The sequence below is a fragment of the Roseovarius gaetbuli genome, assembly GCF_900172365.1.
GTDB classification, from domain to species: domain Bacteria; phylum Pseudomonadota; class Alphaproteobacteria; order Rhodobacterales; family Rhodobacteraceae; genus Roseovarius; species Roseovarius gaetbuli.
The window spans coordinates 66,017-87,579 of the sequence record NZ_FWFJ01000005.1 but is presented as its reverse complement, the minus strand read 5'-3'; the positions used below and the strand labels follow the sequence as shown (position 1 = coordinate 87,579).

The 21,563-nt window shown below is 60.8% G+C and carries 25 protein-coding genes; 10 read left to right on the top strand and 15 right to left on the bottom strand.

The annotated features are described in order from the left end of the window. Positions 1 to 96 precede the first annotated feature (96 nt). The gene (locus tag ROG8370_RS04305; RefSeq protein ID WP_085825843.1) at positions 97 to 951 is read right to left on the bottom strand and encodes an SDR family oxidoreductase; all 855 of its coding nucleotides are present in this window, start codon (positions 949 to 951) and stop codon (positions 97 to 99) included. Positions 952 to 1,082: 131 nt separating this feature from the next. Here ROG8370_RS04305 and ROG8370_RS04300 point away from each other — a divergent pair, with 131 nt between their 5' ends. Beyond that, a complete protein-coding gene (locus tag ROG8370_RS04300) occupies positions 1,083 to 1,571 on the top strand; it encodes a transglycosylase SLT domain-containing protein (protein WP_085825842.1) in 489 nt (162 codons plus the stop codon). 4 nt (positions 1,572 to 1,575) lie between these two features. Here ROG8370_RS04300 and ROG8370_RS04295 read toward each other — a convergent pair whose 3' ends face one another. Together ROG8370_RS04295 and ROG8370_RS04290 are read right to left on the bottom strand one after the other, a co-directional pair. Beyond that, positions 1,576 to 2,331 (bottom strand): class II aldolase and adducin N-terminal domain-containing protein, encoded by a 756-nt coding sequence (locus tag ROG8370_RS04295; RefSeq protein WP_085825841.1) that lies wholly within the window; start codon positions 2,329 to 2,331, stop codon positions 1,576 to 1,578. Next, on the bottom strand, positions 2,328 to 2,774 hold the full coding sequence (locus tag ROG8370_RS04290) for a VOC family protein (RefSeq protein WP_085825840.1): 447 nt from the start codon (positions 2,772 to 2,774) through the stop codon (positions 2,328 to 2,330). Before ROG8370_RS04290 ends, ROG8370_RS04295 begins: the two co-directional genes overlap by 4 nt. Before the next feature lie 100 nt (positions 2,775 to 2,874). Between ROG8370_RS04290 and ROG8370_RS04285 the strand changes: the two genes are divergently transcribed. The 6 genes from ROG8370_RS04285 to ROG8370_RS04260 all read left to right on the top strand — a co-directional run bounded on the left by ROG8370_RS04285 (position 2,875) and on the right by ROG8370_RS04260 (position 7,428). Next, complete coding sequence (locus tag ROG8370_RS04285; protein ID WP_085825839.1) at positions 2,875 to 4,359, top strand: AMP nucleosidase; 1,485 nt, start codon at positions 2,875 to 2,877, stop codon at positions 4,357 to 4,359. A 52-nt stretch (positions 4,360 to 4,411) separates the two neighbouring features. Next, positions 4,412 to 4,633, top strand: coding sequence for a hypothetical protein (locus tag ROG8370_RS04280; protein ID WP_085825838.1), 222 nt, complete (start codon positions 4,412 to 4,414; stop codon positions 4,631 to 4,633). Between the two features lie 379 nt (positions 4,634 to 5,012). After that, positions 5,013 to 5,345 (top strand): hypothetical protein, encoded by a 333-nt coding sequence (locus tag ROG8370_RS20055; protein WP_139838039.1) that lies wholly within the window; start codon positions 5,013 to 5,015, stop codon positions 5,343 to 5,345. A 52-nt stretch (positions 5,346 to 5,397) separates the two neighbouring features. Beyond that, the gene (locus ROG8370_RS04270) at positions 5,398 to 6,030 is read left to right on the top strand and encodes a hypothetical protein (protein WP_085825836.1); all 633 of its coding nucleotides are present in this window, start codon (positions 5,398 to 5,400) and stop codon (positions 6,028 to 6,030) included. 165 nt (positions 6,031 to 6,195) lie between these two features. Beyond that, positions 6,196 to 6,483: an HU family DNA-binding protein gene (locus ROG8370_RS04265; protein WP_073197672.1), complete on the top strand. Its 288-nt coding sequence runs from the start codon at positions 6,196 to 6,198 to the stop codon at positions 6,481 to 6,483. 75 nt (positions 6,484 to 6,558) lie between these two features. Continuing rightward, a complete protein-coding gene (locus ROG8370_RS04260) occupies positions 6,559 to 7,428 on the top strand; it encodes a DMT family transporter (protein WP_085825835.1) in 870 nt (289 codons plus the stop codon). 53 nt (positions 7,429 to 7,481) lie between these two features. Here ROG8370_RS04260 and aroC read toward each other — a convergent pair whose 3' ends face one another. From aroC to ROG8370_RS04225, 7 genes are all read right to left on the bottom strand, one after another. Beyond that, on the bottom strand, positions 7,482 to 8,585 hold the full coding sequence (gene aroC / locus ROG8370_RS04255) for a chorismate synthase (protein WP_085825834.1): 1,104 nt from the start codon (positions 8,583 to 8,585) through the stop codon (positions 7,482 to 7,484). Positions 8,586 to 8,689: 104 nt separating this feature from the next. Next, positions 8,690 to 9,316: an SCO family protein gene (locus ROG8370_RS04250; RefSeq protein ID WP_085825833.1), complete on the bottom strand. Its 627-nt coding sequence runs from the start codon at positions 9,314 to 9,316 to the stop codon at positions 8,690 to 8,692. After that, entirely contained in the window at positions 9,313 to 9,879 is a 567-nt protein-coding gene (locus ROG8370_RS04245) for a hypothetical protein (protein ID WP_085825832.1), read from the bottom strand. Before ROG8370_RS04245 ends, ROG8370_RS04250 begins: the two co-directional genes overlap by 4 nt. 11 nt (positions 9,880 to 9,890) lie before the next feature. Continuing rightward, the gene (locus ROG8370_RS04240) at positions 9,891 to 10,343 is read right to left on the bottom strand and encodes a hypothetical protein (RefSeq protein ID WP_139838038.1); all 453 of its coding nucleotides are present in this window, start codon (positions 10,341 to 10,343) and stop codon (positions 9,891 to 9,893) included. Positions 10,344 to 10,427: 84 nt separating this feature from the next. After that, positions 10,428 to 10,967 (bottom strand): NADPH-dependent FMN reductase, encoded by a 540-nt coding sequence (locus ROG8370_RS04235; protein ID WP_085825830.1) that lies wholly within the window; start codon positions 10,965 to 10,967, stop codon positions 10,428 to 10,430. Between the two features lie 246 nt (positions 10,968 to 11,213). Further along, a complete protein-coding gene (locus ROG8370_RS04230; RefSeq protein WP_212580059.1) occupies positions 11,214 to 11,408 on the bottom strand; it encodes a hypothetical protein in 195 nt (64 codons plus the stop codon). Between the two features lie 266 nt (positions 11,409 to 11,674). Next, the gene (locus ROG8370_RS04225; RefSeq protein ID WP_073197688.1) at positions 11,675 to 12,580 is read right to left on the bottom strand and encodes a LysR family transcriptional regulator; all 906 of its coding nucleotides are present in this window, start codon (positions 12,578 to 12,580) and stop codon (positions 11,675 to 11,677) included. A 192-nt stretch (positions 12,581 to 12,772) separates the two neighbouring features. Between ROG8370_RS04225 and ROG8370_RS04220 the strand changes: the two genes are divergently transcribed. Next, on the top strand, positions 12,773 to 13,216 hold the full coding sequence (locus tag ROG8370_RS04220; RefSeq protein WP_085825829.1) for a DUF4399 domain-containing protein: 444 nt from the start codon (positions 12,773 to 12,775) through the stop codon (positions 13,214 to 13,216). 43 nt (positions 13,217 to 13,259) lie between these two features. Here ROG8370_RS04220 and ROG8370_RS04215 read toward each other — a convergent pair whose 3' ends face one another. The 5 genes from ROG8370_RS04215 to ROG8370_RS04195 all read right to left on the bottom strand — a co-directional run bounded on the left by ROG8370_RS04215 (position 13,260) and on the right by ROG8370_RS04195 (position 19,023). Next, a complete protein-coding gene (locus ROG8370_RS04215) occupies positions 13,260 to 15,287 on the bottom strand; it encodes an NADPH-dependent 2,4-dienoyl-CoA reductase (protein ID WP_085825828.1) in 2,028 nt (675 codons plus the stop codon). A gap of 111 nt (positions 15,288 to 15,398) precedes the next feature. Continuing rightward, positions 15,399 to 15,821, bottom strand: coding sequence for an alternative ribosome rescue aminoacyl-tRNA hydrolase ArfB (gene arfB, locus ROG8370_RS04210; RefSeq protein WP_085825827.1), 423 nt, complete (start codon positions 15,819 to 15,821; stop codon positions 15,399 to 15,401). A gap of 317 nt (positions 15,822 to 16,138) precedes the next feature. Then, entirely contained in the window at positions 16,139 to 17,059 is a 921-nt protein-coding gene (gene mepA, locus ROG8370_RS04205; protein WP_085825826.1) for a penicillin-insensitive murein endopeptidase, read from the bottom strand. Next, positions 17,038 to 18,423, bottom strand: a complete 1,386-nt coding sequence (locus tag ROG8370_RS04200) for an MFS transporter (RefSeq protein ID WP_085825889.1) — start codon at positions 18,421 to 18,423, stop codon at positions 17,038 to 17,040. Before ROG8370_RS04200 ends, mepA begins: the two co-directional genes overlap by 22 nt. A 54-nt stretch (positions 18,424 to 18,477) precedes the next feature. After that, on the bottom strand, positions 18,478 to 19,023 hold the full coding sequence (locus ROG8370_RS04195; protein ID WP_085825825.1) for an acyl-CoA thioesterase: 546 nt from the start codon (positions 19,021 to 19,023) through the stop codon (positions 18,478 to 18,480). 129 nt (positions 19,024 to 19,152) lie between these two features. Between ROG8370_RS04195 and ROG8370_RS04190 the strand changes: the two genes are divergently transcribed. Both ROG8370_RS04190 and recQ read left to right on the top strand, forming a co-directional pair. Next, positions 19,153 to 19,440: a YggT family protein gene (locus tag ROG8370_RS04190; RefSeq protein ID WP_085825824.1), complete on the top strand. Its 288-nt coding sequence runs from the start codon at positions 19,153 to 19,155 to the stop codon at positions 19,438 to 19,440. A gap of 75 nt (positions 19,441 to 19,515) precedes the next feature. Further along, positions 19,516 to 21,555: a DNA helicase RecQ gene (gene recQ, locus ROG8370_RS04185; RefSeq protein WP_085825823.1), complete on the top strand. Its 2,040-nt coding sequence runs from the start codon at positions 19,516 to 19,518 to the stop codon at positions 21,553 to 21,555. Positions 21,556 to 21,563: the final 8 nt, after the last annotated feature.

Below are 21,563 nucleotides of genomic sequence, written 5' to 3'. Positions count from 1 at the left end.
TATGGAATGATGAAAGTCACAAGGCGCTTTCACTGTTCCACAAGTACTCCGGGGTGAATTGGCCAACGGCCAAGAGGGGCAACGCCCCAATACCCGCTATCCGCCTGCGCCAAGCAACGCCGCAAGGCCGCTGCGATAGTCGGAGTAGATCAGTTTTACGCCAAGCTCGTCCTTGATCCGCTCATTGCTGACACGCTTTGATTCTGCATAAAAGCTGCGCGCCATCGGGCTCATCTCTGCCGCCTCGAAATCCACCTCCGGCGGAAGCGGAAGGCCCAGAAGCTCTGCGGCGTGACCGATCACATCCTGCGGCGGGGCCGGGTCATTGTCACAGAGGTTGTAAACCGCACCCGGATTGGGCCGGTCAATCGAGGCCTCAAGCACCTGCGCGATATCCTCGACGTGAATCCGGCTGAACACCTGTCCCGGCTTGACGATGCGCCGCGCGGTGCCCTGCCGGACCTTTTCAAACGGGCCGCGACCGGGGCCGTAAATGCCGGCCAGCCGGAAGATATGCAGCGGCAGGCCCGGCAAAGAGCGCCAATCAGCTTCGGCATCCACACGCATTTGCCCGCGCCGGGTAGAGGGCGTAAGCGGTGTTGCCTCATCCACCCATCCGCCCTGGTGATCGCCGTAAACGCCGGTGGTCGAGAGGTAGCCAGCCCAGTCAAGCCGCGGCGCCATCTCTGCGATCTGATCGCGAAAGCGGTTCAGAACCGGGTCGCCATCGACGTCAGGCCCGGCCGAGATCAGCAGGTGGCTGGCCGTTTCAAAAGCCGTGCTCAGGTCGCCGTCGGGCCACAGGACGGGGGTGATACCCTCTCCCGCGAGGGCATCAAATTTGGCCTCGTTGCGGGTGGTGCCAAAGATTGTCCAGCCCTGCGGCACAAGCCGCGCCGCAAGTGCGCGCGCCGAATAGCCGTGACCGAACGAAAGAAGTGTCTTTTTCATCCTGCTTACATGGCGCGAGAGGGGCCGCTTGGCAAGGCGGCGGGGTTTTGCCGGTGATTTTTTCGCGCACTGGCGCGCCCTGCCAAAACGGTGTCACATTGGCGCGATTGCGACCTTAAACCGGAGAGCCCATGCCCGCTTATTCCCGTCGTCTGGCGCTTGCGCTTATTGCCTCGGCCGCCCTTGCAGGCTGTTCCCGCCCAAGGCGCCCCGCGGGGCGCGCGCGCGGCGTGGCATCCGAGCCGCCGCTTTATCCCAACGAGACGCCAGCGCTGCGCCGGTTGATCAACAAATACGCCGATCTCTACGAGGTGCCGCGCTCGCTTGTGCATCGGCTTGCGATCCGCGAAAGCACCCATCGTCCCGGCGCGCGCAATGGCCCCTATTACGGGCTACTGCAGATCCTGCCGCAAACGGCGCGCGGCATGGGATTTCGCGGCGTGCCGAACGACCTTCTGGATGCCGAAACCAACTTGAAATACGGCGTCAAATATCTGCGTGGCGCCTATATCGTGGCGGATGGCGATCCCGATGCCGCGATCATGTGGTATGCGCGCGGCTATTATTACGAGGCCAAGCGCAAAGGCCTTCTGGTGCAAACCGGCCTGCGCGCGGGCTAGTCGGTCAGGCGGCGTAATCCGAGCCTTCAGCGTCGAGAATCGCCTTGAGTTCATCAAGGTGACGATCCGCCTGACCGGGATATTCGTCAAGCTCCTGCGCGGTTTTCTCGGCGATCTCATCGCTGAGCACCCGAAGCTTTTGCCCGGTCTGAAGCGCGCGAATATAGGTCTCGGCGGCGCGTTCGAAATAATAGAGCCGGTTAAAGGTTTCGGCCACGGTATCGCCGATGATCATCACGCCATGATTGCCCATGATCATCACCTTTTTCTTGGGATCGGTCAAAAGGCCGGCACAACGCTCGCCCTCATCCTCGAAGGCAAGACCGCCATAGCCATCGTCGATCACGTAGCGGTTAAAGAAGGTGGCACAGTTCTGATCAATCGGCGGCAGGCGGCTATCGGCGAGGCTGGCCAAAACTGTGGCGTGGATCGAATGCACATGCATCGCACAGCGCGCGTGGGCGCAATGGCGGTGCAGCCCGCCATGCAGGCCCCAAGCCGTCGGGTCGGGCGCATCCGGCCCGCTCAGGGTTTCGGGATCATTGGCATCCACCACGATAAGATCGCTGGCCTTGATCCGGGCAAAATGCATCTGGTTCGGGTTCATCAAGAACCGCGTGCCATCATCATTGATCGACAGGCTGAAATGATTGGCGACCGCCTCGTGCAGGTTAAGCCGCGCGGTCCAGCGAAAGGCGGCGGCCAGATCCACGCGCTCTTGCCAATGGTCCATGTTCGGGCGGATATCGGTAACACTCATGAGGGGGCTCCCTTTGGAAATTGCGCCAGCGGCAGCGAGGCCACCCAAGCATAGCCATTGTCACACAGAATATAGGATTCGCGCAGACCATGGGGCTTGTCAGAAGCCTCTTGCAGCACATGGGCCCCGCGCGCCCTTGCCCGTTCCACAGCCGCATCAGGGTCGGTGTGATAGAGGCGCAATTCGGCCCCTGCCCCGCGTGGCGGGGTTTCGGGCAAAAGACCTGATAGCGGGTTTTGCGAATAGGTGTGATCGCCGTGCAACTGCATCATCTGGCCATGGTAGGTCATGATCGCGAAATCGGCGCTGACGCGATGCCCCTCCATCTGAAAGATGTCCTCAAGGAAGGCCACCTGCGCGGGCACATCGCGCACCAGAATGTTCAGGCCGATCCCCGTGAGGGCGGCGCCAAAGTCTTCTGCGCTGACCGTTTCCAGATCCATGTCGGGGCCTGCCTTTGTTATTCTTCCAGAGGTCAGCTTGATAAGGCGACCGGCCCGTGTCAACGTATGAGATGAAAACTGACTGTACCAAGGACACGCCGTGACGCTTACCCATCAGACCACCGGCGTCACCTCGCCTAATGTTCCGGGCCCCGAGGATTTCATCGATGCAAAGGCGGCGGTCGACCGGCTTGTTGCGCTTTACCAGACGGCGACGACGTTTCTCTGTCACGAGTTTTCCAAGGCGCTTGGCGGCGATATCCCGACGGGTCGCATGCGTGCTTATTACCCCGAGATACGCCTTACGACGACGACATTCGCCAAGATCGACAGCCGCCTGAGCTATGGCCATGTGTCCAACCCCGGCACCTATGCCACCACGATCACCCGACCCGACCTGTTTCGCAACTACCTAGCACAACAGATCGGGTTGTTGATCGAAAACCACGGTGTTGCGGTCTGTATCACCGTGTCGGACACGCCGATGCCGGTGCATTTTGCCGTCGCCAATGATGCCAGCATCACCGTCCCGCAAGAAGGCGCCGCAGACTTCACCCTGCGCGATGTGTTTGATGTGCCGGATCTTTCGACGACGAACGACCATATCGTCAACGGCACCCATCAGACCCCGCCGGGCGGCGCCGCCCCGCTTGCGCCCTTTACCGCGCAGAGGGTGGATTATTCGCTGGCGCGGCTGGCGCATTACACCGCCACCGATCCCGAGCATTTTCAGAACTACGTGCTGTTCACCAACTATCAGTTCTATGTTTCGGAATTCGAGGCCTATGCGCGCAAGATGCTGGCCGATCCCGCAAGCGGTTATTGCGCCTTTGTCAGCACAGGCAATGCCGAGATCACCACGCCCGACGGGGTTTTGCCGATGGTCGAGCGGTTGCCGCAGATGCCGACCTATCACCTCAAGCGCGCCGATGGGTCGGGGATCACCCTCGTCAATATCGGGGTCGGGCCGTCCAATGCCAAGACCGCGACCGATCACGTGGCGGTGCTGCGACCGCATGCCTGGGTGATGGTCGGCCATTGCGCGGGCCTGCGCAATTCGCAATCGCTCGGCGATTTCGTTCTGGCACATGCCTATCTGCGCGAGGACCGGGTGCTTGACGCCGACCTGCCGGCCTGGGTGCCGATCCCGGCGCTGGCGGAAATCCAGATCGCCCTTGAAACGGCGGTGGCACAGGAAACCGAGCTTGAAGGCTTTGACCTCAAGCGCGTGATGCGCACGGGCACGGTGGCGAGCGTCGACAATCGCAATTGGGAATTGCGCGACCAATCCGGCCCGGTGCAGCGCCTGTCACAATCGCGCGCCATCGCGCTTGATATGGAAAGTGCCACCATCGCCGCCAACGGCTTTCGCTTTCGCGTGCCCTATGGCACCCTGCTCTGCGTCAGCGACAAACCCCTTCAGGGCGAGCTGAAACTTCCCGGAATGGCCAGTGCATTCTATCAATCACAGGTCTCGCGCCACCTGATGATAGGGATTCGCGCAATGGAATCGTTGCGTAAAATGCCCCTTGAACGCATCCATAGCCGCAAATTACGCAGCTTTGAGGAAACAGCCTTTCTTTGATCATACCGCCCCTGATTGACAGCCTGTACGACCTAACGGCTTATGGGCGGTTATGGATATTATAATTACAGGCATTCTAGGCGCGCTTGCCGTTCTTGGTTTACAGACCGAGGCCACGCCGCTCTGGATTGACTGGCTGTTTGTCGGGTTTGTGGTGGCGCTTGTCCTTGCGCGGGCCACTCTGGCAAACGACAAGTGGTGCGCCGATCTGCGGGCGCGTCTTGACGCGAAATGCACGCTGCGGCCCTATCGCGCGCTGATGATCCCACTGTAGCGCCGCGTCACCCGCTGGCGGCGGCCCCGTACCAAGGGGCCTTATACAGGATGGCTTGATCTCCACGCGCGGGATGCAAAAGCTGCCACGCACACCGCCTATGCGTGGTTTGGTTGGACGCTATTTGACTTCGCAATGCTTTGGGCTGTTATGTACCCTTTCGTGCTTCTCCTATTGCAATGGGCATTTGCTGGTGAAGGGCGATTGGGTGAGTTCGTTGCCATGCCGCAGTGGAGTCATTGGGCTACGCCGGTGACGGTGCTTCTTGCCTTGGGGGGGCGCTTTGCCTTTCGTACCATCAATGAGGCGTTGCACAATTCAATGGTCCTCGAAGGGACCAGATACTATTGATGTACGCCATTTCCTCAAACCTGCGGTGATGGTAACTCTATCAACCACCTTTTTATTTATGGTTGGAAAGTCGATTTCATTCGAATTTGCGATTCCAACCACGTTGGCGTTATTTTTTGTTGCCTTCTTCCCCGGCATTTTTGTGAGTACCTTTGTATTAGTTGGTACTCTTGCATTTATATTTACCTCCGCAGCCTCAGCTTTTGTCATACTTTATGGAATGATAGCAGTACCGTTTGTTGTCGCTGCGCTAATCAAACTCGGGAACTCAAGTTTAGCATTTGTCTGCTACGTCATAGTAGTGACAGGATCCGTTTTTTTTCGCCCTATTCCTCAGCTTGCCCCTCCAAACGCCAAGTAGCGAACGCACGAGCGTATTCCTGTTTCTTGGCCTCTTCCCGCATTTGAACGGGGTGTTCGATTTTCTGTCCTATGGTGTCACGCTTGGCCTTTGGCGTCTTGGCCTGCGGCGCGGCGGCATCGTGCCCTGGCTTGCGGGGATTGTCGATATCGGTGCGGCGCTGTTGCTCTTTACCGGTCTTGGGGCCGCCTTGCTCCTTGCCATTGCCGTGATGAACCGGCTGGCCGGGGTGGATATCCTGCCGCTTGGCCCGATCTTTGCCGATCTGCGCAGCGCCCCTTTGCCCGGTCAGCCCTGGCTTGAGACCCCGCAAGCGCGCTATCTCTGGCTTTATGCGATGCTGTTTTCAACGCTGGTGCCGACCCTGATCCATGCCGGGCTAAGCTGTCTTAGCCTTGCGCAATGGGCCCCGATGGGGTTGCGCAAGCGTTATGTCGGCTGGATCGACCGGCGCGACGATAATGTCTGTGCCGAAATCGGCGTGACGGTGGTGCTTGGGCTGACGTGGTTTGTGTCTTTCGCCCTTCCGCTTGTGGCGCTTGTCTGGCTTGTGCAAAGCCTGCTTCCACTGGTCGGGGAAACCTATCTTCAACTGTTTGAAACGCTCGCGCGGTGGCTTGGGCAGATCGACTCGGTCGGTCCCGGATATATCCCGCAGGGGTGGGCAAACGGTATCGACGTCTAGGTCAGAGCCGTTTTGGCGGGAAATCTTACGCTGACCTAGCGGAAATTGGCACAAAATACGCTAAAAACACTTGCTTTTGCCTACCAGTCATTGTGTTTGATCACACCATAGCGTTAAATCACGCGCATGAGGCCCATAGGTAGGGCAGTTGAAGGAGACCATAAAATGGCAAAACCCATGACCAAAACCCAACTCGTCGCTGCTCTGGCTGATGAAATGGGAAGTGACAAAAAAACCGCGACCGGCGCACTGGATGCGGTGATCGCGATCATCACCAAAGAAGTATCCGCAGGCGGTGCCGTGACCCTTCCGGGCGTTGGCAAGATCTATTGCCGCGAGCGCCCCGAGCGTATGGTGCGCAATCCTGCCACCGGCGAGCAAATGAAAAAAGAGGCCGACAAGGTTGTGAAAATGACCATCGCCAAAGCGCTCAAGGATAGCGTGAACGGCTAAAGCCTACTTGCACTTGCAACGAGTTTCGTAAAAGGGTCGCCCAAGGGCGGCCCTTTTCATTGACGGAGTAGACCGATGGATATTCGCGCGATTGTCATGGGGCTTGCTTTTGCACTTATGTGGTCAAGCGCCTTTACCTCGGCGCGCATCATCGTGGCCGCCGCGCCGCCGCTGACCGCGCTTGGGTTGCGGTTTCTGATTTCCGGCGTGATCGGGATCACGATTGCCTTGATCCTCGGCCAGACCTGGCGGCTGACGCGGGCGCAATGGCGCGCGACGATCGTGTTCGGCGTCTGTCAGAACGCGCTTTATCTTGGCCTCAACTTTGTGGCGATGCAGACGATCGAGGCCTCGCTTGCCGCGATCATCGCCTCGACCGTGCCACTTTTGGTCGGCTTGATCAGCTGGGCGTTTCTTGGCGAGCGGCTTGGCAAGGTCGGGATCTTCGGGCTTGTTGCCGGGCTTGCGGGGGTGGTGATCATCATGGGCGCGCGGCTTCAGGGGGGGATGGACCTTTACGGCGTCAGCCTTTGTGCAATTGCGGTCTTTGCGCTGGCCTTCGCCACCCTGTCGGTACGCGGTGCGGCCTCGGGGGGGAATTTCCTGATGGTTGTCGGGCTTCAGATGATCGTCGGGTCGGTGCTTGTCGGAACAGTTGGACTTGCGACCGAGCCTCTTGTGGTCGAGTGGAGTACGCGGCTTGTGCTGGCGTTTCTCTACACCACGCTTATCCCCGGTCTTGCCGCCACGCTTGTGTGGTTCCTTCTGGTCGAGCGGATCGGCGCGACCCGCGCCGCGACTTTCCATTTTCTCAACCCGTTCTTCGGGGTGGCCATCGCCGCCATGCTGTTGGGTGAGGCGTTGCGGCTTGGCGATCTGATCGGTGTGCTGGTGATCATGGGCGGCATTCTGGCGGTGCAGCTTTCGCGCCAAGGCCGGATCTAGGCACCCGGAATTTTCAAAAAATTCCGGGTCGTTTTCTTTTAAAGAAAACGATCCTAGCCAATCTGACCGCGTGGGCCGTCGCCGACCTGACCACGGTGCAAGAGCAGGTGATCGAGGATCACGCAGGCCATCATCGCCTCGGCGACGGGAACAGCGCGGATGCCGACGCAGGGATCATGCCGCCCTTTGGTCACCACCTCGATCGGGGTGCCGTCGATGCGGATCGAGCGGCGCGGGCTCAGGATCGACGAGGTTGGCTTGACCGCAAAGCGCACGACAACCTCTTGGCCCGTCGAAATCCCGCCAAGGATGCCGCCGGCGTGGTTTGATCCGTATTCCGGCCCGTTCTCGCCCATGAAAATCTCATCGGCGTTGTCGGTTCCTGTGAGGCGCGCGGCGGCCATGCCTTCGCCGATCTCGACGCCCTTGACGGCATTGATCGACATCATCGCGGCGGCCAGATCAGTATCAAGCTTGCCATAGATCGGCGCGCCAAGACCGGCGGGAACACCGCGCGCAACCACCTCGACCACGGCACCGACCGAGTTGTGATCCTTGCGCAGCTTTTGCAGATACGCCTCCCATTCGGGGGCGGCGGCGGCATCGGGAATCCAGAAATCATTGCCGTCAATCGCGTCCCAGTCAAAGCGGGCACGGTCGATTTCCATCTCGCCCATGGCGACCATATAGCCCTTGATCTCAAGCCCCGGCACAAGCGAGCCAAGCGCGGCGCGCGCCACGCCACCGGCGGCAACCCGCGCGGCGGTTTCACGCGCCGAGCTGCGCCCGCCGCCACGCGGATCGCGCAACCCGTATTTCTGGTGATAGGTGATATCGGCATGACCGGGGCGGAAGGTCTGGGCAATATCGCCGTAATCCTTGGAGCGCTGATCGGTGTTCTCGATCATCAGCTGGATCGGCGTGCCGGTGCTCTGACCCTCGTAAACGCCAGACAGAATACGCACCGCGTCGGGCTCATTGCGTTGGGTCATGTTCTTGTTCTGGCCGGGGCGGCGCTTGTCGAGCCAGTGCTGCAACATCGCCTCATCAAGCGCGATGCCCGGAGGGCAGCCATCGACGGTGGCACCAAGGGCTGGCCCATGGCTTTCGCCCCAGGTGGTGAAACGAAACAGGTGACCGAATGTGTTCAGGCTCATGGGCGTTGCTCCTTATAGCTGCCCATCTAGCCCTGCGCGCGGCTCGCCTCAAGCTATTTTGGCGGAGTTCTGTCGCAAACGGAGCATCGCCGCGCGCCGCACCCTCAGGACGCGCCTCGGGGTTTGGCGTATTTGGCGATGACCCCGGCGGCCTGATCCGGCGAGAGAACTGGCGGCAGAAGCGTTAGAACCTTACCCGCCCCGTCCAGCAGATAGATATGGCTGCCATGGGCATAAATCGGGCCGTGCTTTGGGTCATCCATGATCTTTGTAAAGCTGATCTGAAACGCCTTATAGGCCAGGCCAAGCGCCTCGGGGGTGCCGGTAAGACCGACGAAATCATCGGAAATCTCGGCCAGCGCCGGGCCCATGCTGGCCACCGTATCAAGCACTGGGTCAATCGTGATCAAGACCGGGCTGGCCGCGATATCGCGCGCCGCAAGCAGGTCGGTGACCTCGGCCATCATCGGCAAGGCGGCGTTACAGATGCCGGGGCAATTGGCGTAACCAAAAAACACCAGCTGCATCTTGCCGTCGGGGTCCGCCTCGGTGCGCGCGGCGCCGGTATGATCCACAAGGGCAAACGGCCCGCCGATATCCCAGGGCAAAGGCGTGACCGCCGCACTCTGTTCCGGAATGGCAGGCGCGGCGTGGGTTTCGCTGCCATGGGCCAGCGCGCCGCTTGCGCCACCACAGAGCAAGGCGGCACATATCAGGCGCGCGATTCTCATTCAAACCACTCTTTGATGAACGGTTTTTCGGCCTCGGGGCCGATACCGGTATAGCCATGCGCGGCAATCTGGGCCTTGATGCGCGGGTCACGGCGAAACCACGGGCCTTTGCCCTTGGCCTCGGGGTTGGCCTTGGCCCATTCCTTGGTCCAGCGATTGGCGGCGGTCCATTCGGCATCGCAGAGATTGCGGATTTTCTGAACCAGGTAGATATGCTTTGCCCCAAGGTCGGGGTCGGTGATCAACAGCCCGTCAACCTCGACCTCCTTTCCGCAGAACGGCGCCAATTCCACCACCGCGCCGCTAAACGCGGCCTGCGCGTTCTTGTTGGGAAAGACCAGCACATCGTCGGCCCTGCGCAACAGGCCAAGCTGGCGGGTGCCGCCGCCGCATTCCGCTGCGCAATCGCCGGTCATCTCGCAAAGGATATCGACGACTTTCGCCTCGAAGCGGGCCGGGGATTCACCATAAAGATTCCATGTCTTTGCTTCGGAACCGTCCGAAAAATCCTGCGCCATGGCGGGCGAGGCAAGAGCGGCCAGTATCATAATCAAACGTTTCATCCGGTCACTCCTCACTTGGTCGGGTCGGGGATGGCAAAGCCGGGGATCGGGCCGTAATCTTCGTGGTTGAGATTGGTGATGCCGTGATCGGTCACCACCTTTTCAACCACGAGATAATTCAACCCGTCGCGCTTGTAGAGTATGCCATCGGCGGTGATCTCATGACTGGCAAGGTTAAGCTGTGTGTCGCCACCGGCCGAATTTGCATCGCCCTTGATCTTGAGCACCATATAAACCGTGCCATCCTCGGCCAATAGGCCGACCGGGATCCCCCCCGCCGAACACCAGAGCGCACAGGTGTGATGTGCGCTTCCGGTCACGGCATCCGGGCCGCCCATCACGCCGGAATAGTAACACCAGGTGTCAATGATCTCGCCTTTGATTTGAACGCGTTCACCTTCTGAAGCCTGTGCGCCAAACGTACCGGACACCAACAGGCATAGCGACATTGCGATTATCCGCATGGATCCCCCTTGAAACAAAGTTCGGTTAGGGAAGTATTCCATGCGGCTAGATATCCGACCAAACACTTTCTTACGAACCGTGCGTTAGCTCACCTCGGCGCGCAGGGCCTCCATTCGTGTGGCCAGCAGCTTGCGCGATGTGTTGTCCTTGAGCTTGCCAGTCTCGTCAAAGGCATTCATCGCCCCGGCGATCAAGACAGAGGTGCCGGGCAAAAGCCGCGCCTGAAGCTGAGTAAGACAGGACAGCGTCATGAATTGCGCAGTCTCGCCGCCGGTGCGCCCCGCCGCAGCCGATATAACGACCGTCGGCTTGTCCCTGAAGGCCGCGCCCTCGACCCGGCTGATCCAATCCAGCGCGTTTTTCAGAACGCCGGTGATGCCCTTGTTGTACTCGGGCGCGGAAATCACCACCGCGTCAGCATCCTTGATCTGCCGGGCCAGGGTTTGCGCGGCTTCGGGCACGCCGCTTTCGGCCTCAAGATCACCGTCATAGAGCGGCAGGTTCAGGTCGCCCTCGGTCACATCCGCCGGGCCAAAGGCCTCTGCGGCCTCGGCCAGAAGCATCCGGTTATAAGAACCTTTACGCAGTGATCCGGAAATCGTCATAAGTTTGAGGTTGGTCATTGGATATCCCTTTCCGCCTAATGAGTTGCTTGAGGCGTAAACTGGGGCGATCAGGGGCCCAAGGCAACTGCGATCCGTCGCACAGGCGCTGTGCATGAGCGTTCAGAGCACAAAAGCGCCCCGACGATGCGTGCCGAGGCACCGATGATTTTAGGTTTTGGCAAAGCAGTAAAACAGACCGTCACCGCCGGTGCGATCATGATGGCCGACCATCGCAGTGCCCTTGTCGCCGCTTGTCCAGTCGGCTCAGACCTTGCCGGTGACCCCTGCGGCCTCGGCCAGCTTGGTGCAATAGGCATCGGCGCCTGCGAGCCCGCCCAAATCGGCCCCCTTTCCGGGGTTCTCACTGGTGATGAAAAAGCTCATGGTCGCGTCCCGCGCGGGGGCAAGCGTGGCCCAGGCACAGGCGATACCAGTGGCAATTACAGTTCTCAAAACCATGTCGGTTCCTTTTCTCAATGTCTGCGCCTTGGCCTCAGTTCAAAATATCCGGGGCTAGGCGGCCATGGTTTCGACCGCCAAACGAGGTCTCTTATAGGCCAGAAGCAGGATTGGACCGGCACGGAAACCGCCCGCCGGGCTTTCGTTTTTTCCGTGACCCGGATGACATCTTTCGCGCGGCGCGGCGCGCCGTCAGACCAACAAAAACCCCGGCACGCGCGGGGCGTCCGGGGCAAAGTTGGCCATAAATGGCGGGGAGGAAAGTCTTACCACTCGTTGGGGCCTTTTTCGGCAAAGGAATGCACGAGGAAATCAATGAAGGCGCGCACCTTGGGCTGGGTAAAGCGACCCGGCGGATAGACCGCGTAAATGCCTTGGGTTTCGGTCGGCAGCTCCGGCATCGCATCCAGGATCAGGCCATCGGCCATTGCCTTGGCATAGAGAAAGCTGGGCAGATAGGCGATACCAAGCCCGGAAATCGCAGCATTCAAAAGCGATTGCCCGTCATTCACCGAAAGGCCACCGGCGGTGCGCACCTGGCGCTTTTCACCCGAGGGCGCAGTCAGCTTCCAAACGGCGCCGCCTGCCTGGCTTGAATAATGCAAGAGCTTGTGTTCGTTCAGATCGTCGATCTTTTGCGGTTGGCCGTATTTTTCAAGATAGGCCGGGCTTGCGATCATCCGCTTTGTGGTCTCGGTCAACTTGCGCGCCCGAAGCGTGCTGTCTTCCAGCTCGCCAATCCGGATCGCCATATCAAAGCCTTCCGAGATAAGCTCTACATAGCGGTTGTTGAGGACCATATTGACGGTGATATCGGGAAATTCATCAAGGAAACTGCCCAAAACCGGGCTAAGGTGATTGACGCCGAAATCGGTTGCCACGGAAATCCGCAACAGGCCCGACGGGTCGGATTGCATCGAGCTGACCAAGGCGTCGGCCTCGCCTGCATCGTTGAGAACCCGAAGCGCCCGGTCGTAATAGGCAAGGCCAATCTCGGTCGGACTCACGCGGCGGGTTGTGCGGTTCAAAAGCCGTGCGCCAAGCCGGGCCTCAAGCGAGGACACATGTTTGGACACAGCCGATTTCGAGATACCCATCTTGCGGGCCGCATCTGTAAACCCGCCTTGATCCACCACCGTGGCAAAGGCCTCCATTTCCGTAAGGCGATCCATACTTGTACCTCTAAATTGCGTCTCAGGCTCTTTTCTGACCGCGAAATCGGGCGCAACTGGGGCATAGGCCAGACAATATCTGGGTTTTGTCAGGATCGTTGATTGGCTGGAAACCGGGAAACAATACGCCAAAGACCAGAATGCGCGGCCAGACAGCTTATTTATGGTACAGTGGAAACAGGAGGATTTACCATGAAACGCATTCTATCGATAACCGCCGCCGCCTTTATGATGGTGGCTGCCCCCGCGCTTGCCGGTGACACCCCGGCGCCCGAAGGTGCCGCAGTCTACTTTATCAATCTTTCCGATGGCGACACCGTCAGCGCCCCGGTCAAGGTCAACTTTGGCCTCGCCGGTATGGGCGTCGCCCCGGCAGGCACCGAAAAGGAAAAGACCGGTCATCATCACCTGTTGATCGACCGCCCGCCGCTTGGTGAGGGCCCCGATGGCGCCGAAGAGCTGACCTATGGCATCCCGGCGGATGATCATCACAAACACTTCGGTGGCGGACAGACCGAGGTCACCCTTGATCTGGCACCGGGGCAGCATACGCTGCAACTGGTCATGGGCGATATGAACCACGTGCCGCACGAGCCACCCGTGGCCTCGGATGTGATCACCATCACGGTGAAGTAACACCGCTGGCGCGGCCCGCATCCAAGAGCGGGCCAAGCCGCCGTTAGAGCGCTGCCGCCAGCCGTTTACCCTGATCAATGGCGCGCTTGGCGTCAAGTTCGGCGGCGACATCGGCGCCGCCGATGACATGCACGGCCACGCCCGCCGCCTCCAACGCATCGGCAAGGCTGCGCTCGCTCAGCTGACCGGCACAGAGAACAATCGTATCGGCGTCGATCAGGGTCGGCTTTTCGCGCGCCTCGCCAAAGCTTATGTGCAGACCGCTCTCATCGATCCGCTCGTAATTCACCCCGCCCAGCATCTTGACGTTCTTCATCCGCAACGCCGCGCGGTGAATCCAGCCGGTGGTTTTACCAAGCCGCTTGCCGGGGGCCTCTGCCTTGCGCTGAAGCAATGTCACCTCGCGCGCCGGGGGCGTGGGTTTTGGGCCGCCTTCGGCAAGCCCGCCACGGGTCTCGGCAGGGTCACCAACCCCCCACTCGCTGCGCCAAAGCGTCAGGTCTTCGGTCGGGCTATGGCCCTCGTGCACCAGAAATTCGGCCACATCAAAGCCGATTCCGCCGGCGCCGATAACCGCCACACGGCGACCGACCGGCGCCTTGTTGCGCAGCACGTCGATATAAGAAAGCACGTTCGGCGCATCCTCACCGGGAATGCCGGGATCGCGCGGGATAACGCCGGTGGCGACGATCACCTCGTCGAACCCGTCAAGATCATGGGCACTTACCGCCTGCCCCAGACGCAGGTTTACGCCCGCCTCTTCGACCATGGTTTCGAACCATTCGACCAGACCGTGAAATTCTTCCTTGCCCGGAATGACCCGCGCCATGTTGAGCTGACCACCGATCCGGTCGGCGCGATCAAACAGCGTTACCTTGTGGCCCCGCCCCACCGCCGTGATCGCCGCCGAGAGGCCCGCAGGCCCCGCGCCAACCACCGCGATTGTTTTCACCTTATCGGTTGGCTTGATCAAAAGTTCGGTTTCAAAGCAGGCCTGCGGATTGACCAGACAAGAGCTTATCTTGCCGCTGAAGGTGTGATCAAGACAGGCCTGGTTACACGCAATACAGGGCGCGATGGTCTTGGCCCGCCCCGCCGCCGCCTTGGCCACGAAATCGGGATCGGCCAGAAACGGGCGCGCCATGCTGACCATATCGGCGGCGCCCTGTGCGAGGATATCCTCGCCCACCTCGGGCGTGTTGATCCGGTTCGAGGTGATCACCGGGATGCCCACCTTGCCCATCAGCTTTTGCGTGACCCAGGCAAAACCGGCGCGCGGCACGCTTGTGGCAATCGTCGGAATGCGCGCCTCGTGCCAGCCGATGCCGGTGTTGATGATCGTCGCCCCGGCGCGCTCGATCTCCTGGGCCAATTGCACCACCTCTTCATGGGTGCTTCCGTCAGGGATCAGATCAATCATGCTGAGGCGATAGATGATGATAAAGTCATCGCCCACCGCCGCGCGCGCGCGCCGCACCACCTCGATCGGCAGGCGCATGCGGTTTTCATAAGACCCGCCCCAGTGGTCGGTGCGCTTGTTGGTGTGGGTGACAAGAAACTGGTTCAGGAAATAGCCCTCGGATCCCATGATCTCGACCCCGTCATACCCGGCCTCGCGGGCGCGGGTGGCGGCGGTGACGATATCGCTGATCTGTTTTTCGATGCCTTCCTCATCTAGCTCTTTCGGCGCAAAAGGCGAAATCGGCGATTTGATCGGCGAGGCGCTGACGCATTCGGGGCCATAGGCATAGCGCCCGGCATGCAGGATTTGCATCGCGATCCGCCCGTCCGCCGCGTGCACCCGGTCGGTGACGATCCGGTGATTGGCGATATCGGCGTCACTAAAGAGACCCGCCGCGCCGGGAAACACCCCGCCTTCGCGGTTGGGGGCCATGCCGCCCGTCACCATAAGGCCAACACCGCCACGCGCGCGTGTGGCATAAAATTCGGCGACCCGGTTCCAATCCTTGGTTTCCTCAAGGCCGGTGTGCATCGAGCCCATCAAGACCCGGTTCCTGAGCGTCACATGGCCAAGATCAAGCGGGGCAAGAAGATGTGGATAGTCGGTCATGGCGGGCCTCCCTCAAAGCGCGATCCGAAACGTGGGAGCCAGAGCGCGCGACACGTCGAATTCCGGCGCAGGATGCAGCCTTGGCCCGCGCTTGTCACCCCGGACGCTGCGTTATTCTTCACCGTCGACGCGACCGCGCATCGCCTTGACCTCGCCGCGCACCTTCTTGGCCTTGAGCCGACGCTTTTTCGAGCCAAGCGTCGGGCGTGTCGCCACCCGGCGTTTGGGCTTGTGCGTGGCCTCAAGGATCAGGGCGGCAAGCCGGTCGCGGGCGATTTCGCGGTTGCGGGCCTGGCTTCGGGTTTCGTCGCACTGGATGATCAAGGCGCCCTCTTTCGACCAGCGCCGCCCCGCAAGTCGCCGCAGCCGCGCCTTGACCGGATCAGGCAGGCTTGGCGAGCGCTCGGCCTCGAAGCGAAGCTCGACCGCGCTGCTGACCTTGTTCACGTTCTGCCCGCCGGGGCCAGAGGCGCGCATGAACTGCTCCGTCAGCTCCCAGTCGGCAATCGTGATCTGATCGTTGATTTTCAGCATGGGACTTTCCGGTTTCAACGCGGTTTTAGACCTGTTCCGGCCCAAAGCCAATCGAAAGGGCCGCCCCGATCCCGGAACGGCCCTCTAGAAGTTAGCGGAGGTGGGCCGGTTAGGCGCACCAATTCGGATGGCTTTTTCGCCCCGGGGCTGCCCTAGACGATGCTCTCCTGAACTGTTCCGACACCTCGCTCCAATACCTCTGTAGACACTGGACCACCTCCTTTCGCTTGTTGATTTCATCCCTAGCCTGCCACAAATTTTGCGTTTGTCAAAACAAAATGATGTGGTCGCCGCAGGTTTATGCGCAGGATGCTGCGTTATTGTGCCTGCAACACGGCCACACATTGGCGCGGCAGGTCCTGCATCGTCAATTCGCGGCGCGGCTTGGGCTTGGGCGCATTCGGGTCAGGCGGCGGCGGGTTGAGGATGTTGCGGACCCATGTTTGCGCCTCGGCGCAGCCATCGCCCGGCGGCGGCACCGCCTGCGGCTGACAGCCCGAAACGTTGTCCGGACAATTCAGCCGCACATGGAAGTGATAGTGATGCCCGTACCAGGGCCGCACCTTGCGAAGCCACGCCCGGTCGCCCTTTTCATCGTTGCACATCTTCACCTTGGCACCGGGAAAGATGAATATCCGTGCGGTGCGCGGGTCTTGCGCGGCGGCTTTGACGATTTCATGATGCGCGCGGGTCCAGCTGCTGTTGGTATAGGCGCCATTGGCGCGGCGCATCGAGATCGACGAGATGTCCTCGCGCTGCGTGCGACTAAGCGAGAGATTATCGGCGGGCCTGAGCCAGATATCTGCATCAAGACCCATCTGATGGCTGCGGTGCCCCGATATCATCGGCCCGCCGCGCGGCTGGCTTATGTCGCCGACATAAAGCCCGCTCCAACCGGGTTGCGCCGCGGCCTTGCGCGACAGGGTCTTGATCATGTCAATGGTTTCCGGGTGACCCCAGTTGCGGTTCCGGCTCAGGCGCATCGCCTGCCATGTGGGGCCGGTTTCCGGCAGGGTCGTCGCCCCCGCGATACAGCCCTTGGCATAGCCCCCAAGCGGGGCGGGCGATTGCGCCGAGCCATGCCCATGCGCGCCGAAAAGCTGTTTCGCCTGCACCCCGCGCATCGACGCGGGAATGCTCTGGCTTGACAGAGTGCCGGTTGGTTTCGGCTCTGGCGCGGATTGCACGCAGCCCGCCAAAGCCATGACAAGAACGCTTAGTCTGAGATAGCCGCCCATGTTTCCCTGTCCCCTTCGGATTTGACCCAGCGTAGCAGGACAAGGCCGATCAGGAAAAGGAAAATGACAGGAGAAACCCCAATGCGCGCGCTGCCGCTAAGCGTGGTGACAAGCCCGATCAGGGCTGGCGCCATGAACGCCGTGGCGCGCCCGGATAGCCCGTAAAGGCCGAAATTCTCGGTTGGCGCCGCCGAATCGGTATGGCGCACCATCATCGTGCGGCTGGCGGATTGAAGCATGCCGCCAAAGCCGCCGATCAACACGCCGCAGCCAAAAAAGATCATATCCGGCAGTTTTGATCCCACCCCAAGCGGGATACCGAAAATCTGGGTCCGGTCCATGCCGACAATCGTCACGCAGACCGCGATCAGCGCCCAGATCGCGAGGATGATCACCGGCTTGGGGCCAAAGCGCTTATCGGCCTTGCCGCCGATCCAGCTGAACAAAGCCGCAGAAATCGCGCCGATGATGCCAAAGATGCCCACCGACACAATCGACCAGTTCAGCACAAGGATCGCATAGGTGCCGCCAAACCCATAAAGCCCGTTCAAGGCGTCGCGGTAAAACATCGACGAGCCAAGATAGGTGCTTAGGCTGATCCGGTGGCGCAGGCCTCTGATCGTCTTGCTCAGCATGCCAAGCGCCGCGCCCACGCCGCGCCCCTGACGCGGCGGGCCGACATCACGCACCCACATGAAATAGGGCACCATGAAGACCGCGAACCAAAGCGCGGTGAACGGCCCGACAAACCGCGTGCCTTGGCGCAATTCGGGATCAAGCCCAAAGGCCGGGGCCAGCCCGATCAGGGTCTTGCCGCTTGGTTGCTCGACAAACAGCAACAGCATGATCATCAGCGACAGAACCCCGCCGAGATAACCAAAGGCAAAGCCCGAGCCCGACAAATCGCCCACCTCTTCGGCCGTGCCAAGCGAGGGCAGTTGCGAGTTGATGAAGATTAGCGCGTATTCCGCACCGACAAAGCCAAAACCAAAGGCCATAAGCCCCCACCACAGGTTCGACCCATCCGGGTTGGTCCACCAGAGCGCGGTCGCGCCCAGCACATACATCGCCGAAAACGCAACGATCCAAGGAAGCCGCTTGCCGGTGGTATCGGCAAAGGCCCCCATGATTGGCGCGCCAAGCCCGATCAGCAAACCCGTCACCGTCAGGCAATAGGACCACATGGTTTGCGCGCGGGCATCGGCGAGGTCTTCGCTCAGGCCCGAGGCGATGAAATAATCCGACGCGATCGAGGCAAAGAACGGCCCGAAGATAAAGGTAACCAGCAGGGTGTGATAAGGCTGGCTTGCCCAATCAAAGAAAAACCAGCCCCAGATCCGTTTGCGCGGTGAAATCTCTGCCATGCCCATTCCCTTGCCTTTGGTGGGATATGACAGGCGATAAGGCGCGCGCGCAAGCTATTCCTGTGCGTCCTGCATCGGAGGCCAGGGCCGCAGGGTGTCGGCCTTGATCCAGGCGGCAACCCATTCGGGGGCCTCTGGCGCGGCTTCCTGATTCTCCATTGTCGCCATCACATCATCCGGCACCATGATCCCCTCGCGCCCGGTCACGGCAGCGCGATAGATGATGTGATTGGCGCAGTCGCCATTCGCCTTCCACATCGACTGTTCGATATAAAAAAACCGCTCATCCCAGAACACCGCCCGCGAGCGCATCTCGATCTTTTCGAACATGCGGATGCGGCGGCGATAGCGCACGCTTGCACCGGCAATCGCAAGGCCCCAGCGGTTGCGGCGCAGCGCGCTGATCAACCCGACACGCCCGGCCAGCGGAATGCGCCCCAAATCATAGATCGTCAGGGTGCGCCCGTTGTTCAGTTCGCGCCACAGATCAATATCCCAGGGCATGCAGAAATGATGCGACACATGAGTGCCCGTCAACGGCAGCCGCGGCAGGTTGCGGGTGATGAAAAGCTGCCAGAACAAGCGCAGGAAGGGGTACATGGGCACTCTCTTTCTTTTGCGGCCTTGTCGGGCCTCTGCGCGTGCCCGTCAACCACAACGGCGCGTCAGCCTTGCGCTTTGACCGCATGACGCTTAGGTCATAAGCGTTTCGTGCAAAGGACCCTCTCTATGCAATCGCTTTTCCAGATCCTGATGCTTATCCTCGATATCGTTTGGTTCTTCATTATCGCCCATGTGATCATGAGCTGGCTTATCAACTTTCAGGTGCTCAACCTGCGCCAGCAATTCGTCGCGCAGGTCTGGTATGGGCTCAACCGGTTGCTTGAGCCGATCTATAGCCGGGTACGGTCGTTTCTTCCGGCCATGTCGGGGATTGATCTTGCGCCTTTGGTGGTGCTGGTGGCGGTCTATGCGCTGCGCATTATCCTGATCAACAACGCGGCGGCGTTCTACTGATCAAGGGTTGTCCCGCGATTCGTAGTATGAAAAGATTCCGGTAAGAGCAGAACAACAAATCTTACAGGATATCCCATGCCCGGCGCTGCCACGCTTTTGCGCGATATTTTCGGCTATGATGCGTTCCGCCCCGGGCAGGAAGAGATCGTGGATGCCGTGGCCGATGGTCAGAACGTCCTGGCCATCATGCCGACGGGTGGCGGAAAATCGCTTTGCTTTCAATTGCCTGCACTGATGCGCGACGGGGTGACGGTGGTCATTTCGCCGCTGATTGCCCTGATGCGCGATCAGGTGCGTGCGCTGCGCGAGGCCGGGGTCGAAGCCGGCGCGCTGACCTCTGGCAATACCGATGAAGAGACCGCCGAGGTCTGGCAGGCGCTGGAAGACGGGCGGCTCAAGCTGCTTTATATCGCGCCCGAACGCCTTGCCGCCGGATCGGCCATGGGGATGCTGCGCCGTATCGGCGTAAGCCTGATTGCCGTCGATGAGGCCCATTGCGTGTCGCAATGGGGGCATGATTTCCGGCCCGATTACCTTCGGATCGGGGCGCTGCGCGAGGCGCTTAACGTGCCGATTGCCGCCTTTACCGCCACCGCCGACGCCGAAACCCGCGAAGAAATCGTGCAAAAACTGTTTGACGGCCAGCCGCCCCAGACCTTTTTGCACGGCTTTGACCGCCCCAATATCCACCTTGCCTTTGGTGCCAAGGACAACCCCCGCCGCCAGATCCTTGAGTTTGCCAAGGCGCGCAAGGGCCAGTCGGGCATTGTCTATTGCGGCACCCGCGCCAAAACCGAAACGCTGGCGCGCGCGCTTGGCGAGGCGGGGCATAACGCCTGTGCCTATCACGGCGGGATGGAGGCCGGGGATCGCCGCCATGTCGAGGGTCGGTTCAACACCGAGGACGGGCTTATCGTGGTGGCGACCGTGGCCTTTGGCATGGGCGTCGACAAGCCCGATATCCGTTGGGTCGCGCATGCAGACCTGCCGAAATCCATCGAGGCCTATTATCAGGAAATTGGTCGCTCGGGCCGCGATGGCGCCCCGGCCGAAACCCTCACGCTGTTTGGCCCCGACGATATCCGCCTGCGTCGCAGCCAGATTGACGAAGGCCTTGCCCCGCCCGAACGCCGGATGGCCGATCACGGGCGGCTGAACGCGCTTTTGGGGCTGGCCGAGGCGCTCGAATGCCGCCGTGCGACACTTCTGCGGTATTTCGGGGAAACCGAGTTTACCTGTGGCAATTGCGATCTTTGCGACACCCCCGCCGAGACCTTTGACGGCACCGAGGCGGTGCGCAAGGCGCTATCGGCGATCCTGCGCACCGAAGAACGGTTCGGCGCGGGGCATCTGATTGATATCCTGATGGGCAATGCCACCGACAAGATTTGCGCGCGCGGGCATGACGCCCTGCCGACCTTTGGTGTTGGGCGCGACATCGACAAGCGCGGTTGGCAAGGCGTGTTTCGCCAGATGATGGGCCACGACCTTATCCGCCCCGATGTGGAACGCCACGGCGCGCTGTGCATGACCGAGGCCGCTCGCCCGATCCTGCGCGACGAACAAGGCATTACCCTGCGGCGCGACACTCTGGTGGCCAAATCAAACCGCCCGGCGGTGCGCGCGCTTGTCTCGGACGAGGATGCGCCGCTTTTGTCGGCGCTCAAGGCCAAGCGCCGCGCCCTTGCCGAGGCCGCCAAGGTGCCCGCCTATGTGGTGTTCAACGATCGCACCCTGATCGAGATGGCCGAGACCCGGCCCGCCACCCTGGATCAGATGGCGCGAATAAGTGGCGTTGGCGCGAAAAAGCTTGAACGTTACGGCGATGCCTTTATTGAGGTGATCAATGGCGCCGCCGATCACGTGCACCCGACGCGGCGCAGACTGGCCGGGCGCGACGCGGGCGAGGTTTATGACCGCCTGCTTCAGGCGCAAACCGATCTGGCGCGCGGCGAAGACGGGATCGACAAGCCGCTTAGTTGCTCGACCACGCTTTTGGCGCGGGTGGCAAGCGCACGCCCGAGCACCGAACAGGAAATGGAGCGCATCCTTGGCGACAAGCGCGCCGAACGTTTCGGCACCGCCTTTCTGGACGTTCTGCGCGCGGCGCACTAGATCACTGG

Coding starts and splice junctions, on each gene's coding strand:
- ROG8370_RS04290 (WP_085825840.1), bottom strand. CDS start 2,774: ATGGATCTGGAAACGGTCAGCGCAGAAGACTTTGGCGCCGCCCTCACG.
- ROG8370_RS04250 (WP_085825833.1), bottom strand. CDS start 9,316: ATGAGAATCGCGCGCCTGATATGTGCCGCCTTGCTCTGTGGTGGCGCA.
- ROG8370_RS04300 (WP_085825842.1), top strand. CDS start 1,083: ATGCCCGCTTATTCCCGTCGTCTGGCGCTTGCGCTTATTGCCTCGGCC.
- ROG8370_RS04235 (WP_085825830.1), bottom strand. CDS start 10,967: ATGACCAACCTCAAACTTATGACGATTTCCGGATCACTGCGTAAAGGT.
- recQ (WP_085825823.1), top strand. CDS start 19,516: ATGCCCGGCGCTGCCACGCTTTTGCGCGATATTTTCGGCTATGATGCG.
- ROG8370_RS04230 (WP_212580059.1), bottom strand. CDS start 11,408: ATGGTTTTGAGAACTGTAATTGCCACTGGTATCGCCTGTGCCTGGGCC.
- ROG8370_RS04220 (WP_085825829.1), top strand. CDS start 12,773: ATGAAACGCATTCTATCGATAACCGCCGCCGCCTTTATGATGGTGGCT.
- ROG8370_RS04195 (WP_085825825.1), bottom strand. CDS start 19,023: ATGTACCCCTTCCTGCGCTTGTTCTGGCAGCTTTTCATCACCCGCAAC.
- ROG8370_RS04225 (WP_073197688.1), bottom strand. CDS start 12,580: ATGGATCGCCTTACGGAAATGGAGGCCTTTGCCACGGTGGTGGATCAA.
- ROG8370_RS04265 (WP_073197672.1), top strand. CDS start 6,196: ATGGCAAAACCCATGACCAAAACCCAACTCGTCGCTGCTCTGGCTGAT.
- arfB (WP_085825827.1), bottom strand. CDS start 15,821: ATGCTGAAAATCAACGATCAGATCACGATTGCCGACTGGGAGCTGACG.
- ROG8370_RS20055 (WP_139838039.1), top strand. CDS start 5,013: ATGGTAACTCTATCAACCACCTTTTTATTTATGGTTGGAAAGTCGATT.
- ROG8370_RS04295 (WP_085825841.1), bottom strand. CDS start 2,331: ATGAGTGTTACCGATATCCGCCCGAACATGGACCATTGGCAAGAGCGC.
- ROG8370_RS04240 (WP_139838038.1), bottom strand. CDS start 10,343: ATGCGGATAATCGCAATGTCGCTATGCCTGTTGGTGTCCGGTACGTTT.
- ROG8370_RS04305 (WP_085825843.1), bottom strand. CDS start 951: ATGAAAAAGACACTTCTTTCGTTCGGTCACGGCTATTCGGCGCGCGCA.
- ROG8370_RS04245 (WP_085825832.1), bottom strand. CDS start 9,879: ATGAAACGTTTGATTATGATACTGGCCGCTCTTGCCTCGCCCGCCATG.
- ROG8370_RS04200 (WP_085825889.1), bottom strand. CDS start 18,423: ATGGCAGAGATTTCACCGCGCAAACGGATCTGGGGCTGGTTTTTCTTT.
- ROG8370_RS04190 (WP_085825824.1), top strand. CDS start 19,153: ATGCAATCGCTTTTCCAGATCCTGATGCTTATCCTCGATATCGTTTGG.
- ROG8370_RS04280 (WP_085825838.1), top strand. CDS start 4,412: ATGGATATTATAATTACAGGCATTCTAGGCGCGCTTGCCGTTCTTGGT.
- ROG8370_RS04260 (WP_085825835.1), top strand. CDS start 6,559: ATGGATATTCGCGCGATTGTCATGGGGCTTGCTTTTGCACTTATGTGG.
- ROG8370_RS04215 (WP_085825828.1), bottom strand. CDS start 15,287: ATGACCGACTATCCACATCTTCTTGCCCCGCTTGATCTTGGCCATGTG.
- mepA (WP_085825826.1), bottom strand. CDS start 17,059: ATGGGCGGCTATCTCAGACTAAGCGTTCTTGTCATGGCTTTGGCGGGC.
- aroC (WP_085825834.1), bottom strand. CDS start 8,585: ATGAGCCTGAACACATTCGGTCACCTGTTTCGTTTCACCACCTGGGGC.